Annotated in this window: 12 protein-coding genes; 3 read left to right on the top strand and 9 right to left on the bottom strand. The window is 46.9% G+C overall.

Translation table 11 applies throughout. The features are described 5' to 3' along the window. The first annotated feature begins 69 nt into the window (after positions 1 to 69). Positions 70 to 906, top strand: a complete 837-nt coding sequence (locus MHI38_RS20525) for a MerR family transcriptional regulator (protein ID WP_090923194.1) — start codon at positions 70 to 72, stop codon at positions 904 to 906. A 121-nt stretch (positions 907 to 1,027) separates the two neighbouring features. Here MHI38_RS20525 and MHI38_RS20520 read toward each other — a convergent pair whose 3' ends face one another. From MHI38_RS20520 to MHI38_RS20505, 4 genes are all read right to left on the bottom strand, one after another. Further along, positions 1,028 to 1,606, bottom strand: a complete 579-nt coding sequence (locus tag MHI38_RS20520; protein ID WP_154891659.1) for a DUF4256 domain-containing protein — start codon at positions 1,604 to 1,606, stop codon at positions 1,028 to 1,030. A 77-nt stretch (positions 1,607 to 1,683) separates the two neighbouring features. Further along, positions 1,684 to 5,064, bottom strand: a complete 3,381-nt coding sequence (locus MHI38_RS20515) for a HEAT repeat domain-containing protein (RefSeq protein WP_341181601.1) — start codon at positions 5,062 to 5,064, stop codon at positions 1,684 to 1,686. Positions 5,065 to 5,241: 177 nt separating this feature from the next. Then, positions 5,242 to 6,567, bottom strand: a complete 1,326-nt coding sequence (locus MHI38_RS20510; RefSeq protein WP_341181600.1) for a sensor histidine kinase — start codon at positions 6,565 to 6,567, stop codon at positions 5,242 to 5,244. After that, a complete protein-coding gene (locus tag MHI38_RS20505) occupies positions 6,560 to 7,258 on the bottom strand; it encodes a response regulator transcription factor (protein WP_154960339.1) in 699 nt (232 codons plus the stop codon). The genes MHI38_RS20510 and MHI38_RS20505 overlap by 8 nt, the downstream gene beginning before the upstream one ends. 159 nt (positions 7,259 to 7,417) lie before the next feature. Here MHI38_RS20505 and MHI38_RS20500 point away from each other — a divergent pair, with 159 nt between their 5' ends. Then, positions 7,418 to 8,248 (top strand): TVP38/TMEM64 family protein, encoded by an 831-nt coding sequence (locus tag MHI38_RS20500; RefSeq protein WP_341181599.1) that lies wholly within the window; start codon positions 7,418 to 7,420, stop codon positions 8,246 to 8,248. Positions 8,249 to 8,363: 115 nt separating this feature from the next. Then, positions 8,364 to 8,966: a GNAT family N-acetyltransferase gene (locus tag MHI38_RS20495; protein ID WP_253497256.1), complete on the top strand. Its 603-nt coding sequence runs from the start codon at positions 8,364 to 8,366 to the stop codon at positions 8,964 to 8,966. Positions 8,967 to 9,104: 138 nt separating this feature from the next. Here the strand turns inward: MHI38_RS20495 and hemG are convergent, their stop codons facing one another. The 5 genes from hemG to MHI38_RS20470 form a co-directional block, all read right to left on the bottom strand. Continuing rightward, entirely contained in the window at positions 9,105 to 10,661 is a 1,557-nt protein-coding gene (gene hemG / locus MHI38_RS20490) for a protoporphyrinogen oxidase (RefSeq protein ID WP_341181598.1), read from the bottom strand. 24 nt (positions 10,662 to 10,685) lie between these two features. Then, a complete protein-coding gene (locus tag MHI38_RS20485) occupies positions 10,686 to 11,876 on the bottom strand; it encodes a TIGR04053 family radical SAM/SPASM domain-containing protein (protein ID WP_445667240.1) in 1,191 nt (396 codons plus the stop codon). A gap of 188 nt (positions 11,877 to 12,064) precedes the next feature. Beyond that, positions 12,065 to 13,225 carry a 5-methyltetrahydropteroyltriglutamate--homocysteine methyltransferase gene (locus MHI38_RS20480; RefSeq protein ID WP_341181597.1) on the bottom strand — a complete coding sequence of 387 codons (1,161 nt, stop codon included), beginning with the start codon at positions 13,223 to 13,225 and terminating at the stop codon, positions 12,065 to 12,067. A 147-nt stretch (positions 13,226 to 13,372) separates the two neighbouring features. Then, positions 13,373 to 14,482: a winged helix-turn-helix domain-containing protein gene (locus MHI38_RS20475; RefSeq protein ID WP_341181596.1), complete on the bottom strand. Its 1,110-nt coding sequence runs from the start codon at positions 14,480 to 14,482 to the stop codon at positions 13,373 to 13,375. Between the two features lie 496 nt (positions 14,483 to 14,978). After that, positions 14,979 to 15,548 carry an SF0329 family protein gene (locus MHI38_RS20470; RefSeq protein WP_090923218.1) on the bottom strand — a complete coding sequence of 190 codons (570 nt, stop codon included), beginning with the start codon at positions 15,546 to 15,548 and terminating at the stop codon, positions 14,979 to 14,981. Between the last annotated feature and the right edge of the window lie 40 nt (positions 15,549 to 15,588).

The following is a 15,588-nucleotide window of genomic DNA, read 5'->3' as shown; positions in this document are numbered from 1 at the left end:
AGAACAGCTGTATTATAAACTGTATAGTAACTATACAGTCAATCTATTATTTTCGACCTGGAGGTACTTATGCATTCCAATGAAATGTTGTCCATTAGTGCTTTTTCCAAGCTATCCGAGGTTTCGCGTAAAACCCTCATTTACTACGACCGGATCGGTCTGTTCAAACCTGCCTATGTGGCGGATAACGGTTATCGCTATTACAGCCACAGCCAGTTTGAAACAATCGGCGTTATTCATATTTTCAAAGAGCTCGGCATGTCCCTGGAGGAAATTCAGCAACATCTCGGTGAGCGTTCTCCAGAAACGACTCTTCAACTTTTGCGCAAACAGGAGGAGAATCTACAGTTGCAGATTGCAAAACTGACTCAGGCCAAACAAATGATTATTCAACGTGCGGAAAATATAGAGCAATCCATGCACCTCGACACCAGCCAAATGCATGTCATCTGGCAACCTGAAACCCCCTTGCTGCTGAGCCGCCGTATCTACTCATCAAAAAAGGAGTTCCCTGAGGAACTTTGGGAGGATTTTCGAGTACGTTTGAACAAGGAACATGCCCCGCTTGGTTATCCCGGCGGCGTCATCATTCCTAAAGCGGATCTGCTACGCAAGGATGGAGATATGATCTCCCATATGTATAGCTATATGACCACAGAGCATCATGAACAGGCGTATATGCCGGAGGGATATTATCTTGTTTCTTATGCCAGAGCCGACTATGGAGATACCGAGAGGTTTTTTCCGCAAATCTTTGATCATATAGAGAAGAAACAGTATGTCATTAAGGGTGATGCTTACGAGGATTACATGCAGGATGAGATTGTGCTGCAACATGCGGAAGATTATCTGGTTCGGGTTATGGTGCATATTGAGGAGCCAAATGACAAAGGAGATATAGCTTAACTCACTTAACTTGGCTTAATTAAAACCAAAAAAGGAACAATTCGCAACCTGCCGAATTGTTCCTCTCTATCCCTGTTGGGACTGCCCTATTTCATCTAACCTAATCCAAACTATATTTCATTTACACCCTTAACAAACCACGGAAACCTCTTGCAGCGTAATAGGACTCTGCCCCGTTATGGTACATAAACACGGTATCGTAACGGCGGTCGCAAAAAATGGCTCCACCCCGCTGTCTAATATGTTCAGGTGTCACCACCCAGCTGGATGTTTTCAGATCAAAGTTCCCCAGTTGCTGAAGTTCACGATACTGGGTCTCATCCAAAAGCTCAATGCCCATCTCGATGCACATTTGAACAGCGCTATGCTTAGGTTTGTTCTCTTTACGTGCATCCAGTGCAGCCTGATCATAACATACACTACGGCGACCCTTGGGACTCTCTGGTGAACAGTCTATAAAGATATATTCACTTGCCTCACTGTCCAACTCCACAACATCCGGTTCGCCGCCCGTCTTCTCCATCTCGTGCAGTGACCATAGTTTGTCCGGGTTTGCTTCCAGTTTAGCCTCTACGTTAGCCCATTCCAGATCGGAATGACGACTCATATTCTTTTCAAAACGGGTCTTTAATGCCTTGAACAATTCATCACGTTGTTCCGGTGACAGATCTTTTTCATTTTCAATGGAGTTCATGGTCATCCTCATTCTCCCCCGGTTCATTAGCATATAGTGGTGCAGCGCACTTATTCTACTCGATTGTAGTGAAAACTATGATGTTATTCAAGTATTGTCCAACTGTCCAACGCCAGCAGACGAACCGCTTCTTGTTCATGCTGTCGGTAAGCTCTTAAGCGATTGCGGCAATCCTGATTCCATAGTAAGTCCTCACCAGCGACCTTGAGCAAAGATAGTCCAATCCATGAAGAAGCAATATCCGTCCGCGTTCTCAACACATCTACGATGTGGAGTAGCTGCTCCGGTTTCCAATATCCTTTCCCATCAAGCACCGTACGCTTAATCTGCCGATCGACCGATTCAAGTACATACGGATGCGCATTAACGATATCAATAACAGGGTGTAACCCTTCGACCGCCTGATCCGGCTGGCTCCAATCCATTGCAGCCAGGTGCAGACGAATCGCCGTGAGCTTCAGCGATTCATGATGCTGAAGAGTCCTGATAATGGATGCATATAATGGAGCAAGTCGCCTTTTCACCGATATAGAACCCGAGACAAGCTGATCAATTAACTCCAGCAAACGTTGACGATGAGGTAAATCCCGCTCTCTACCTGCGTTCCAGTCGTCCTGGGCCTCCACTTCAGCCAACTGCCGGATGACTTGTACGACCTCATCATTCACTTTCCCGTCCCTGCTAACCGTGACCAAGGCAAGAATCGCGGCTTTCCAGCGCGTACCATCCTGTAGATCGATTAGTGCTTTGCCAGCACATTGTGAAATGACCTCTGCACTTACATGTCCCCAGCGTGACATCGCATGAAAGGCTTCCATCGATACAATCGGGTCATCATGCCCCGCAATTTCGGTAATCCACTGTAAATATCGCAGTCGCGCTTCCACCGGAAGTTCATCCGGACGCTGATTCAGCAAACTGCGCGCGATGTCTCGATCCGAAGAGGACGCCATGATACTCATCATTGTCCAGCTTCGCTCATCGTCCAGACATTGCCTGGCCGCATGACCAATGGCAATAATGACATCCTTGTGCCGCTTCGGCTTCTCAAATTCACGGATGAGTAAGGTCACACTTTCACTACTTTTATAAGTTCCCAGCAACCGAACCGCTTCTTTCCGCACCGTAATCTTGAGTTTTTCCCGGTCCAACAGGCTCGAAAGCATGGACGTGAGCAACACCGGGTTCACCCTGCGTGCGCACCTCGGAATGGAGTACATCGCTACTCGTGCACGATCTCCATCCAGATTATTTAACAACACAGGTAGGGCGTCTTCCGGTTCCTCCGTTAACGAAAAAGCATGCAGGGCAGCCTCCACGACATGTACTTCCGGATCAGTTAGTAGCTTCTCTAGCAATGGATTCGAACGATAATCCGGCATACCCGCCAAACTCCGCATCGCATTTGCACGCTCATAGAAGTTTCGCTTGTTGTCTTGTGCCACTCGGTCAAGTAGCGAAGCCAGCGCTTGTTGCTGACGAGGCAACCAGCGATAAAAGCCATGATATGCTGGAACCAGATAGATGGTTTTCCCCGTTAAATGCTTGCCTTTGAGGACTTTGCCAGAGATAAACGGATCTAGCCACTCCTGACGTTTCCGGTGTAAATGCTCGAACACTTCATAAAATGAGATGAATGTCGGATCAAGATCCAACAGTTCCCTAACCCGTTTATCCCTGGTCTTGTAGGGAGCAAGCCAGTACCTGACGGCTGGAGCCGCTGACTTTTTACTCTTCACCAATTCCTCGAGCAGGTCGTGCAGTTTGGGCAGTCGATCAATCGCTTTGCCAAATGCACTAGCCATCTGTAGAACGACGTAGTCACTCTCCCGCTTGTTCGCTTCTACACCTATAGCATAGATCTCATCAAATAAGGTTTCGAGTGCGGCCTGCGGCAGACTGTTCCACTCTCTGGAAAATAACATAAACTGCCCATCACGCATCGCCATACGCTTGATCGCTCTAAGCGCAAATTGGAACAAGCGACGCCCAGGTTCACTTGCATGCTCCAGCAGCATGTCAAAAGCCAATTGCTCGACTCCCGTTCTGGTTCCATACGAAGTATCTCTGGCCTCAATGACACTGTCCACCAGGATCGTCAGATGTGGCACATGCTCTTCCTTAAACAACGTGACCGGACATCTCGATAGTTCTGTCATTACCATAAAACGTACCGGGTCCTGATCGTTTTTCACTCTCGTCAGGAACCGTAACGTGTCCTCCATCCCACTACGGGACAGAGCCGTGCTTTGAATCAGCCGGGAATAAGCCATAGCACGCTCATCCGCGTTCGATACCTGAACAGCCTGCTCCAGCGTCTCTCTAACTTGTGCAATCAGACGACGTGTTGTCATTTCGAACGTTCTGCCCCGGTCTTCCCGGACTTCTCGCAGGGTAAGCATGCGAACCGCTTCTTTGTCGCGTAACTGATGCGGCAGTACATCGAGCAGGGCCATAGGGAACATTCGATTCGTTCGCTCCTGCACCGGGTACGCTGCATTAAATAACGCTTCACGGCTTGAAGGCGCGAGCGTATCCAGCACCTTTGCCACTTGAAAAGGTGCTTCGGCAAGCATGGTCACCAGTGCAGTCCATTGTGCAGTGGTGAAGTATCTTCTCTTTTTCAACACACCCGCCGGAACTCCGTTATTCAGCAGATATGCCCTTGTCTCCTGCCTCGCGAGCAGTTCAAATACTTGCTCAGGGCCGGTCCGAATCAGGATACCCAGTTGATTTTTAATCACGGGATGAATCTGTTCTTTTGGACCATAAGACAATGCATATTCCAGGACTGCTGCTGGTCTCAATATACTCAGCTTCTCTACCGCCGTGCCCATCTCATACCACACACTGGACCTGTCGCTCTCCGATACTTGATTCAAGGCATTTTCTAAGTAAGCAGCGACCAGGTCCGGGTTCCGGGTTGTTATGGTTCGCCAATTATCAATTGCATATCCAAGCTGTGGCAATCGTGTGCGAACCGTTGCTTCACCACACATGGATAGCAGGAAAATAGCGTCATCTGCGCCCCAACGTTCCAATACGACCGGCAACAGCCGTTCTGCCCAGTCCTGTCTGGTATACTTCACAATGCTCCGCAACAGTTGCTGACGACAATGGTGCGACATCGAAACGATCTCGGTTTCAATGTCATAACCCGGATCAGTGACCACCTCTGCGAGCATCCGGGCAGCCCGGCCCCTGACCCCAGCCTTGGGATGATTTAACGCATGTATAACAGCTTGTGCATCCTTTACCGCGCCAGCTCCGGTTAACGCCAGATGTGCCTCGTACGCTGTCCCGCTGTCCAGTAGCTCAATCAGAAGCGTAGCGTAATCTTTCGCGCCCACAGCCAGATGATGCCGTCCCAGCCGTGCAATCTCTTTCATTCGGTTCGAATAACCAAGCGAGTCCAGTTCTTCTAAAATCCGAGTTTTACTCAGTGGAGTATGATTGTTCTTCATGAAGCCTCTCCCCTCAATCACATTGTGGCCCTTACTTTCACTTCATTTTCATTTACACTTTTTCCCCTTTTGCTACTCTCTTATATAACTCTTCCCGACACTTGGAAGTTACATCGAATAAGCAAAAATGTATTATTTCTAACTAGGGCGTGTCTTGAAACCATACGACTTCCGATCTCATTTACTGAGAATAACGGGCAGTTCGATCTGTAGGATAAATGTTTCCTCTTGCTCAGATATCTTCAATGTTCCGTTATGCTGTTCGATGATTTTCTGGCAACTGACGAGTCCGATCTCGTTACTGTCCTTCGTTTTGTCCACAGGTTTAATCTGGTTCCGAGCGGTCATGATTAAAGTGTGTTGCTCGATAGATAAATCGATATCCACTGGATGAGAACGTTCCGCATATTTCTTTATATTCGAGAAAATATTATCAAATACACGACGGATCGCTACAAGATTCAACTCGATCAAAAAGGTCTGTTCCCCGTATTTCTGCTTCAACTCAACATCGAAATTTTCCATTAAGGCCAGTTGCTCATCCAGAAGCTGATCAAGCAACTCTCGCCCATCATAGATTTCGGATTCCACATCCTCTTCCTCTGATGCAGAAGAGACCGTGAAGTACTCAAACAGCTTATCTGATAGAATCTTGATCTGATACGCCTTCTCTCGGCTATTGTGAATATACTGGTGCAGATCCTCCTGTGTCTTGTATTTACCCAGTTCAATGATGTCCATGTATCCAAGCAGAATCGTGAGCGGTGTGCGCAAATCATGAGAAATCGCCGTAATCAACTCTCGATTCGCACTTCTCACCCTCTCCTCGCTACCGAGCCGTTCCACAAAAGATTTTCGCATCTCGTCGATACTCCATGCCAGCGATGACAGCTCGTCTTTACCAGACACCGTAATCTTATAATCCAGATTGCCGCCTTCCAGTATTTTGATCTCACGCTCAAGCTTGCCAATATAGGATATTTTCCGATTAATCATGAGCAAGAATGCAACAATAAACACAATCAAAGCTGCGAATACCGTCAAAATCAAAAGCAAGTTATAGTACTGATATTCATAGAAACCAACCAAATAAATCTGAGCCGGCTGATCTGCAAACTGGACGGTTGTAATCGGTGTTCTGGACGGTAAGAACTGAGTTATTAGCTCTTTATTTATCGCAGGATCCGCTTCCGTGTTGGATGCATAAATCAATTTATCCTGTTCAAATATGAATAGCTCCAAGTACCGCTCCCCACGAATCCATTCCGAGAGTCTCTGATGATCCTGCGTGGACAAGTGCTCACTGCTTACCATGGTCTGGAATCGTTTCAGCGCATCCTGCTGCCTGTTTTCGATAAACGTCGATTTGCTGAGATAACTGTCCAGTGCCGTCTCACCAACCACCTGCAAGACGATGAATGTACCTACGGCAACGAACAGCGAGAGAATAATGGCAAGTACCAGCTTGAGCTTCAGTTTTTTTCCGATGAGCAGTTTATTCAATTTTGTACCCCTTCCCCCAAACGGTCTGCACATATTTAGGATGCTGCGGGTCGTCTTCCAGCTTGTTTCTCAAATTTCGAATGTGAACCATTACCGTGTTATTACAAGTATAAAAATAAGGCTGCTGCCACACGCTCTCATAGATATTTTCGGCTGAGAAAACCTTTCTTCGTTTGGACGCCAAGAGCAACAGAATCTGATACTCAATTTCCGTCAGCGAGATTTCTTTCTCACCGATATACACCGATTTGGCATCCTTGTGAATGGTCAGATCCTTCACCGCAATGTTCTCAGCCTCTTCGATCTTCTCCTTGCCCCGATATACATAATATCGGCGAAGCAGCGCTTTGACCCTTGCCACCAGTTCGGTATACGAGAATGGCTTGGACAAAAAGTCATCGCTCCCCGACGAAAAGGCTAGTTGTTTATCCGAATCCTGTGTTTTTGCTGTCAGGAACAGGATCGGCGCACTCGTTTTTTCACGAATCTCCAGACATGCCTTCAGTCCAGACTTATTGGGCATCATCATATCCAGAATAATAAGATCTGTCTCTTCCGTTACTTTATCTACCGCATCTTGGCCGTCGACGGCTTCAATGACTTCGTAGCTTTCACTTTCTAGTAAAATCTTCACGATCTCACGAATCTCACTATTATCATCTGCAATTAAAATCTGCTTGTTGTTGTTCATTTGAAATCCCTCCGTTCATTCCAGTATAGTCTGCGTGTTTTAACAGAGCCAGCGGATCAGGATCGCCTTAAGAATTCTTAAGAAGTTAAGTAGGTATCTCTTCATGATTTCGATTTATACTGTTAATAGTCAAAGTAATTAAAAAAGGAGTCTTCAGCTATGCCGCAAACTTCAAAACGTATCGTGATGAAAGTACTGCTGGGTCTGATCGCTGTCGTATCCACAGCTCTGCTGATCTATTATGCACCAGCTATCATTAAAATCATGTCGTCGATGGATAATTTCAGAGCTTATATTCATTCAACGGGACACTGGGGCCCGATCATGTTTATTTTATTTCAAATTCTACAGATCGTCGTTGCGCCTATTCCCGGAGAAGTCGTACAGATTGCCGGTGGATATATCTACGGCACTGCACTCGGTTCCTTCTATACTACGGTCGGTCTGATCATAGGATCAGCGATCGCATTCTATTTCACCCGTTTTATCGGTCGTGACTTTGTATCGCGCCTGCTACGGAAGCAAAATATGAAATGGATGTCATTCATGCATGATGAGCGAAAATTTGCTGCCTTTTTGTTTATCTTTTTCCTCGTTCCCGGGTTGCCCAAAGACATGCTCGTCTTTGTCGCTGCGCTGACATCCATCAGCTCTTTACGCTTCTTCACTATTCTGCTGATTGGACGTTTGCCCTGGATTATCGCTTCGGCCGTGGTAGGCTCCAACCTTCATATGCAACAATATACCATTGCCATCATCATATCGGTTATTGCTGTCGTTGGATTTATATTCGGATACATCTACAAGGACAAATTAATGAATCTGTTCTCCAAAGCGGATAAAACGAATCCGACAATTAAGAATATGGAGAACAATGAAGATAGTGAGATCAAGGAGATAAACGAGACAAAGGGAGTCCATACGACGTTAAAAACAAAAACTGCGCCTGCTTTAGTTAAGACGAGAGACTTGGCACCGAAAAAAGGATAAAGATGACAGAAGAGTTGAATACGTACGATGTCATCACACACACAACAAAATACGAAATACGGAATATGGATTAGATATGCATGATCTATTTCCGTCATCATTGGAGGAATCATATATGCAAAACATTGTAACGGATCGATTGATTTTACGTAATTTTGCCGCAACGGATGCGGCCGGATTGCTCGAGTATACCGCGAATCCACGAGTGAACTGCTTTATGGATCATCAGATGTCGACACTTGAGGAAGCAGTCGCTGAGGTAGAGAAACGAAGCAAGGACGACTCCCATATCGCCGTTTGTCTAAAAGACAGCAATGAAATCATTGGAGAATTGTTTGGGATGACAGAAGGCCATGATCCAGATTCAGATTCGGACTCGAAATCGAATTCAGACTCAAAATCAGACCCAGATACGTATAGTGTCGGCTGGAATTTTAACGGGAGGTTTGAGGGAAAAGGATACGCCAGTGAGAGTGCTCGTGCCTTCATGGAATACCTCTTTATGGAGCAGGGAATTCGGAGAATTTACGCTTACGTGGAAGACGATAACTTCCGGTCTCAGAAGCTATGTGAGAAACTCGGCATGCGCAGGGAAGGTCTGTTCCTTGAGTTTATTTCTTTTGTGAAAAATGAAGACGGTACGCCGAAATACGAGAATACGTATCAATATGCGATATTAAAAAAAGAATGGCTGGCGCAGCAGGCTACTGCGAAATAGCGTGATCCAAATTCCCGGATCGTGTGAATATATTCCTTGAGCCGATCATTACAGCGTAAGTAAATTCAGCGCCCTGCCAATAAAAAAAGCGGCAGCTTCCCCGATTGAATTTCGGGACAGGCTGCCGCTTCTTTATGTTTATCTAGTTCCCAACAACGTGCCAATGACTTTCTCCGCCATAGCCTTGCCCTGAGAGATACAATCCGGAACGCCAATTCCGCGGTAACCTCCGCCACCAACGTACACTCCAGGCATAACATCTTCCAGTAACTTCTCAACCTCTGCGATTCGTTTTAGATGCCCGACTTGATATTGGGGCATGGATAACGGTAATCGGTTGATCTCTGTAAAAACAGGCTCTGCGGAGATCCCCATGGTATCCTGTAATTCCCGGCGTACTTCAGCAATGATTTCTTCATCGGTAAGCTGATGACTCATCGGGTCACGGCCGTATTTCCCCACATATGCTCGCAAAAGAATGTGACCTTTCGGCGCTGTATGCTCCCACTTAGATGATGTCCAGGTGCAGGCTGTAATTTTGCGTTCTTCCTTGCGCGGTACAACAAAGCCGGATGCATTCAGGGAAACACCCACATCCTGCTCGCGATAAGCAAGTACGACGTTCATCACCGAAGCATACGGGATCGCACGCAGGTGTTCTGCAATCGCCTCATGCTCATGTGCAAGCATATCCGCTGCTGCATACGCTGGAGTCGCAATCACTACCGCATCCGCCGCAAGCGTCGTTCCATTGTTAAACTGAACCGTATAACGTATAGTGTCTTTTCCTTGCTCTTGTTCTGCTTTCGACACACGGGAAATTTCCGTGTTCCTGATCAAATGTGCTGTGGAAGAAAGTGTCTGTTCAAGTTGCGTTACCACACCTTCCAGTCCGCCCCGTGCACTCAAAAACATGCTTCGAGTGGCCGTGCCCGATGGTTTTGATGCGGGTTTGAGAGCTGGACGGGTTGCCGATATAGTTGTAGGTTGTGACGTAGACTCCGTTGTGGTTTGAGCCGTAGGCTTGACTGTTTGCTTCGGGGCGCGGCTTTTTCTCACACCCAGCATGCCCACGATCAGGCTACGGTATTTTTGCTCCGTTTCCTGTAGCATTGGGAACGTTGCTTGTACACTCAGTCCGTCCGCATTGCCAGCATATATGCCTGCCAAGAGCGGCTCGGCGATCTGCTCCAGTACTTCATCGCCAAGGCGTCTGCGTAGCAGTTGCCCCAGGGACTCATCCTCCCTGCTCGACCTCCGCGGCAAAACAAGATCTGCCGCTGCTCGCACCTTGCCCCGAAGGGACAATAAACGAGTTGTTACGAAGGGTTTCCACTTCGTAGGCACTCCGAGCATAAAGCCATCCGGAATCGGATGCAGTTTATTCCGATACGCGATATAGCTATGCGACACCCCTGGACGCGTACCAACGAGTTCTTCACCCATACCGAGCTCCTGCATAAGCTCAATGATGGAGGTTTTCCGTGCGAGAAAAGAATCGGGCCCCCGTTCGATCACGAATCCATTCCTTCTACCGGTGTGCACATGTCCACCGAATCGATCATTTTTTTCAACAATAATAAGTTCTGCTGCAACATCATTCGCTCTGCAAAACTGTTCGATATAATAAGCTGCGCTCAATCCGGTAATGCCACCGCCAGCGATGACAACTTGTTTCGTGCGTTGATTATCCATGCTACACTTCCCGCCATATAAACTTTAACGCAGCGCCGCCGGGATATAGGCACAGGAAGGATCACTGGCCATATAATCTCCCGTCATTGCATACGCTCTTGCTCTGGAGCCACCACACATCGTTTTGTACTCGCAGACTGCACATTTCCCGTTCAATTTCGACTTATCCCGCAAGGTCTGCATCACCGGTGAATTCCGGTACACCTCAATTAGCGACTCATTCTTCACATTACCGCAAACCACGGGCAAGAAACCGCTAGGATAGACGTCTCCCGTGTGACTGATAAACACAAACCCGTCCCCATCATTGACCCCTTGCGGTGCACGTCCCAGCATATCTGGGTGTTTGGCGAGACCCTTGGCAAGATCTGCATGATTTCCTGCGCTCTGCTCGGATTGAAGTTCTAAGCCTTGCTTGGAGTTCTGCTCTGAGGCCTGCTCTGCTCCTGCTGTCCGTTGCTGTATCATTACCCGTCTGTAGTGAGGTGCCTCCGTTGATTTCACGCCGTAAGGCATCTCATGAGCAAGCTGCACCATCCACTTCATGACCTGTTCATGCTCTTCCGCTGTGATCATATCTTTCTCCTGAGCTCTGCCTGTCGGAATGAGGAAAAACAGACTCCACAGCACAACGCCCATCTCTTTCACCTTACGGCTGATGGCTTCCAGATCGTGGAGGTTATAACGGGAAACGGTCGTGTTGATTTGAATCGGAATGGATGCTTCCTGCAAAAATCGAATGCCCCTCATCGTCATATCATAAGAACCTCTGGTTCCGCGAAAATGATCATGAATCTCGGCCGTTGACCCGTCCAGACTAAACGCCCAGCGGGATAAACCGACTTCCTTCGCTTGCATAATTGCCGCTTGAGTGACCTTCGGGGTGGCACTAGGCGTCATGGACACGGGTAGCCTCTTCTCCCGAATCGCATACTCCGCCAGTTCAAACAGATCTGGCCGCATTAGCGGGTCACCCCCCGTGAAAACAAATAACGGTTGTTCCTGCATAGCAGCAATATCATCTATCAACCTTTTTCCCTGTTCGGTGGTCAGTTGACGTGGATCAGCCCGATACTGGGCCTCTGCCCGACAATGCACACATTTCAGCGCACATGCCCGGGTCACTTCCCAGATCACGATGAACGGATATTGGGTATAATCACGTGGCTTCATCTGCGGCCTTAACTGCTGCATTTGCCCCTTGATCTGTGGCATCGTCATCCATTCTCCCCCTATCTACATGCCATTAAGTGTAGAGCAGATGTCGGGTCAGGAAAGTGAGAAGAATCACAAAACAGACATAACGATCACACGGTAACGAATCAGGCAAAATAAAAAAGCGACCTCTCCCGAATCCTGCTCGGAAAAGATCGCCCTATGAAAATATCTATATGTTATAGAAATTAGTTGCCCCAGTATTGCTTCGCAATCTGCTGACCCTGATGAATCTTCGCCCACTGCTGGGCTTCGCTCAGTTCGTTCCCGCTATCACAGGAGGCAAAACCACATTGGTGAGACAGAAGTAGCCTATCTTTGTCAATGATCTTGGAGGCTTCGTCCAGCAGACGAACCACGCGCTCCTCATCATCGAGCGTACTTGTTTTGGAGGACAGTAGACCCAGTACAATTTCTGTATCCGGTCTGTCTTTGAACACTTCCAGCGCTTCGATGGAACCCGCACGATCATCATCCCACTCCAGGAAGAAACGATCATACTTCAATTGCTTCAGGAACAGATTCGCAATCTTCACATACGATCCGCCGCCCATGTTACGGGAGTCATAGTTGCCGCGGCAGTTATGTGTCCACATTTTCAGACCCAGACTATGACCGAAGTCAATGACCGTATTGTTGATATCGATAAACTCCGTGGCGAGACCCTGTACTTCCTCTTGATTAATATGCTCTCCGGTAAAAGGCGAGTTCGGATTGTCATCGGCAAACAGCTCCCAGAGACAGTCATCCATTTGCAGAATTGTACCACCCGCAGTTGCAAACTCCTGCACAAATTCCTTATAAGCACTTACCAAGCCGGCTTTCAGCTCCTGTGTATTCTGGTATACGGCATCCTTGCCCCCAATGTTGTCCGACCACGATAATTCACCGAAAATATGGGACGGCGATGGAATGCAAAGTTTGGTCTGCTTGTCACCCGCTTGGTCTTGCAACTGCTTGAACAGTTGAATGAAATGATGATTCTTGCCGCTCAGTTGCCCCGTAATACGCAGCCCGATATCTTTACGCGTTTCATATTTAGAAGTGCCGTCCACATCCCGGAAAAAGTACCCATGATCCGCAATATACCGCTCCACTCCGCCAAATCCCCACACAAAGTCGAGATGCCACATCGATTTGGAAAATTCGCCGTCCGTGATAACGGACAGGTCGTTCTCAATCTCTTTTTGGATCACTTGTTCAATCGCTTTCGTCTCACATTGCTGGTATCCTTGAAAGTTTTCATAGAATGGATACTGGATATCATCCCGGTGTTCAATCTGTGTTTTATATGTCAGCAGCTCTTCCGGCCGCAATAAACTGCCTACGATCTGGAACTTGTCAGTCATGTAAATAACCCCCTCGTTGTATATGATTATCATATCACGCGGAGCGGGGTTAGAAGAGATACCAAAAATGTATGACTGGTTATAGCTTCAGGCTATAACAACTGGGGAACAAACACATGTATGCTCTTCAATTTTGATGTTTAGTTTTTAGTCTTTTCCCTCTACTGAAATCGTCTCACAGTCATTGAATATTGCGAACCGCTCGAAACATTCCTTCACCATGGCTACCAGTTCTTCGGTTGGCTGCATGTCTTTTTCGTACCAGACATGTTTAACAACAAGCCTTCCAGATTTCCGTTCCACGATAATCTCGGCTCTCCCAATGAACCGGTCTCCATACAGTAAAGGCAACACATAATAACCAAATTTCCGTTTGAGAGCTGGCGTATAGATCTCCCATTTGTAGTCGAACTCAAACAATGCATAAATAAGCTTTCTATCCCACATTAAATTATCCAGTGGAGCAATTAATTCGCAGCGCTCTTGTAACTCCGGATTTTGCAGTATGTGTTCAATCATAGGTAAGTCTTCTGTCCGGCAGTATAAACGTTCCTTGAGTTGTTCTACCTCCACAGCAATAATGCGATCTTCCAGCAATAGCTCATGAAAAGCCCTGTTCCGCTGCTCTGTCTTTAACCCCCATATATTAAGCCAGGCATCGGATGCACGATTCCACAGTAAACCAACCGCACCGATTCGGCGCAATACTCTCCACTTGTGATGATCTAATTCGTCCAATAACGGTTCCGGGGCGTGCAATAAATCAGATTGTATGTGCTTCTCAGCCAGATCATAATATTTACGTGTTCCTTTTTTATGATGGATAACCAGTTCACCTGTCGAATACATCTGCTCCAACACCGAGCGCGAAACATTGTTCCCACTACTCCAGTGAATGGCTGAACGCCAAGTGAAATCTCCTTCTAGTTGCAATGCATTTAATTCATTCGAACTTACCGGACCAACTTGCTGTATATAATCCCGTACTTGCCTTGTGAGCGTCTCCATCTGGGGATAGCTTTCGGCATGTTGCCTGGCCGCTTGTCTGTACCGTTCGAAATAAGGCCAGTCCTCAATAGAGATTATAGCGAGATTCTTATCGGGATAATCCATCAGTAATCGATCTTCATACAATAACTCTTCGAGCATGTTCTTGCTAAATCCACGAATGCGTGACTGCAATACTAACTCGGCATTTTTTCCACAGATATCGATAGGATCATATTGAAGGCAACCAACCTGTCTTGTAAATTCCATGACCCCTGACTTTCCGCCATATTGATGCTCCCCCAATAACCCATGCTTTAACAATAAAAATCGCCTGGCTTGCCGTCTGGTTAATTGTATCATTGGACGTATTCACCCCTTAACAAGTTCAACCACAGTAATCCCCCGAATATGTATAAAATATAGCATGGACAAAACATATGTTCTTATTATATCTTATCTTTGTTGAAGTATAAAAACAATATGTAGTACAACATATTTTGTTCTAAACCGCTCTACATTAGATTCTCTACCCTTTGAGCTTGCCGATAATAACCTTTGGTTGGCTAAGTTCCAGCGTTGCGGTCCGATAAACACAAGTAGACCGCCCCCTTACAAAGGTCGCGGTCTACTTGGTCGTGTATGCTCTTGTTTGAAGCCCACCGCTCTTGGAAGCGGCTATTTCGGCAAAGAGTCGTGTTACAGCACGGCTTTCTTTGCTTTATAAGCTGTTTGTAAGCTTGATTTAACATGCGAAATAACGATTTCACACTGTCCTGCGGCGCAGTTCGTAAAAATACTGCACGGCAGAATGCTTCATTTTAATCGAATCCGACATGTTCAGAATCCGCTTTTTGCCCACCCGTCTGTCGATCAGCGCCAAAATATTGAGCAGAATGTCATTGCTCTCCAGATTGTCCTCGATTGAAGTGGCCAGAAACGTTGTTGCTACCGACGTAAAATTCGATTTGCTCAATGCGGCTTGAGCCGCTAACAGTTCCTTAGCATGAGATGTGCTTTTTCTACCTCGCACCATGATCTCAAGTCGTTCTTCCGGTACAGCCCCTTTCGTTTCTTTACGAATGGCTTCAATCTCTTCCATACTTACAGGAATTACGATATTGGGATCATTCTTGATCTCCTGATCGGTCTGATACCACCGTATGGGTGTCGTCGTATCCGCCATATTAAGGATATTCTTCTGATCCACGGTCAGATAACCACTCCCTGATTTATCCGGTGAATAGCGGTAACTGGTTGCCCGGTACGCTACTGTGCCGGCCAGTGCGGGGCTAAGGAAACTCTCTAATTGTTGTTTTAATTTACTCCAGGACATAGTTCCTCCTATTCTCAGAAAAGCTTCAACAGAACATTTA

Origin of the sequence: Paenibacillus sp. FSL K6-1558, assembly GCF_038002565.1 — a bacterium.
GTDB classification, from domain to species: domain Bacteria; phylum Bacillota; class Bacilli; order Paenibacillales; family Paenibacillaceae; genus Paenibacillus; species Paenibacillus polysaccharolyticus.
Note: the sequence above shows the minus strand (reverse complement) of the source record. Positions and strands in the feature narration are given on the sequence as shown.

Coding starts and splice junctions, on each gene's coding strand:
- MHI38_RS20470 (WP_090923218.1), bottom strand. CDS start 15,548: ATGTCCTGGAGTAAATTAAAACAACAATTAGAGAGTTTCCTTAGCCCC.
- MHI38_RS20505 (WP_154960339.1), bottom strand. CDS start 7,258: ATGAACAACAACAAGCAGATTTTAATTGCAGATGATAATAGTGAGATT.
- MHI38_RS20515 (WP_341181601.1), bottom strand. CDS start 5,064: ATGAAGAACAATCATACTCCACTGAGTAAAACTCGGATTTTAGAAGAA.
- MHI38_RS20485 (WP_445667240.1), bottom strand. CDS start 11,876: ATGCCACAGATCAAGGGGCAAATGCAGCAGTTAAGGCCGCAGATGAAG.
- MHI38_RS20520 (WP_154891659.1), bottom strand. CDS start 1,606: ATGACCATGAACTCCATTGAAAATGAAAAAGATCTGTCACCGGAACAA.
- MHI38_RS20525 (WP_090923194.1), top strand. CDS start 70: ATGCATTCCAATGAAATGTTGTCCATTAGTGCTTTTTCCAAGCTATCC.
- MHI38_RS20500 (WP_341181599.1), top strand. CDS start 7,418: ATGCCGCAAACTTCAAAACGTATCGTGATGAAAGTACTGCTGGGTCTG.
- MHI38_RS20495 (WP_253497256.1), top strand. CDS start 8,364: ATGCAAAACATTGTAACGGATCGATTGATTTTACGTAATTTTGCCGCA.
- MHI38_RS20475 (WP_341181596.1), bottom strand. CDS start 14,482: ATGGAATTTACAAGACAGGTTGGTTGCCTTCAATATGATCCTATCGAT.
- MHI38_RS20480 (WP_341181597.1), bottom strand. CDS start 13,225: ATGACTGACAAGTTCCAGATCGTAGGCAGTTTATTGCGGCCGGAAGAG.
- hemG (WP_341181598.1), bottom strand. CDS start 10,661: ATGGATAATCAACGCACGAAACAAGTTGTCATCGCTGGCGGTGGCATT.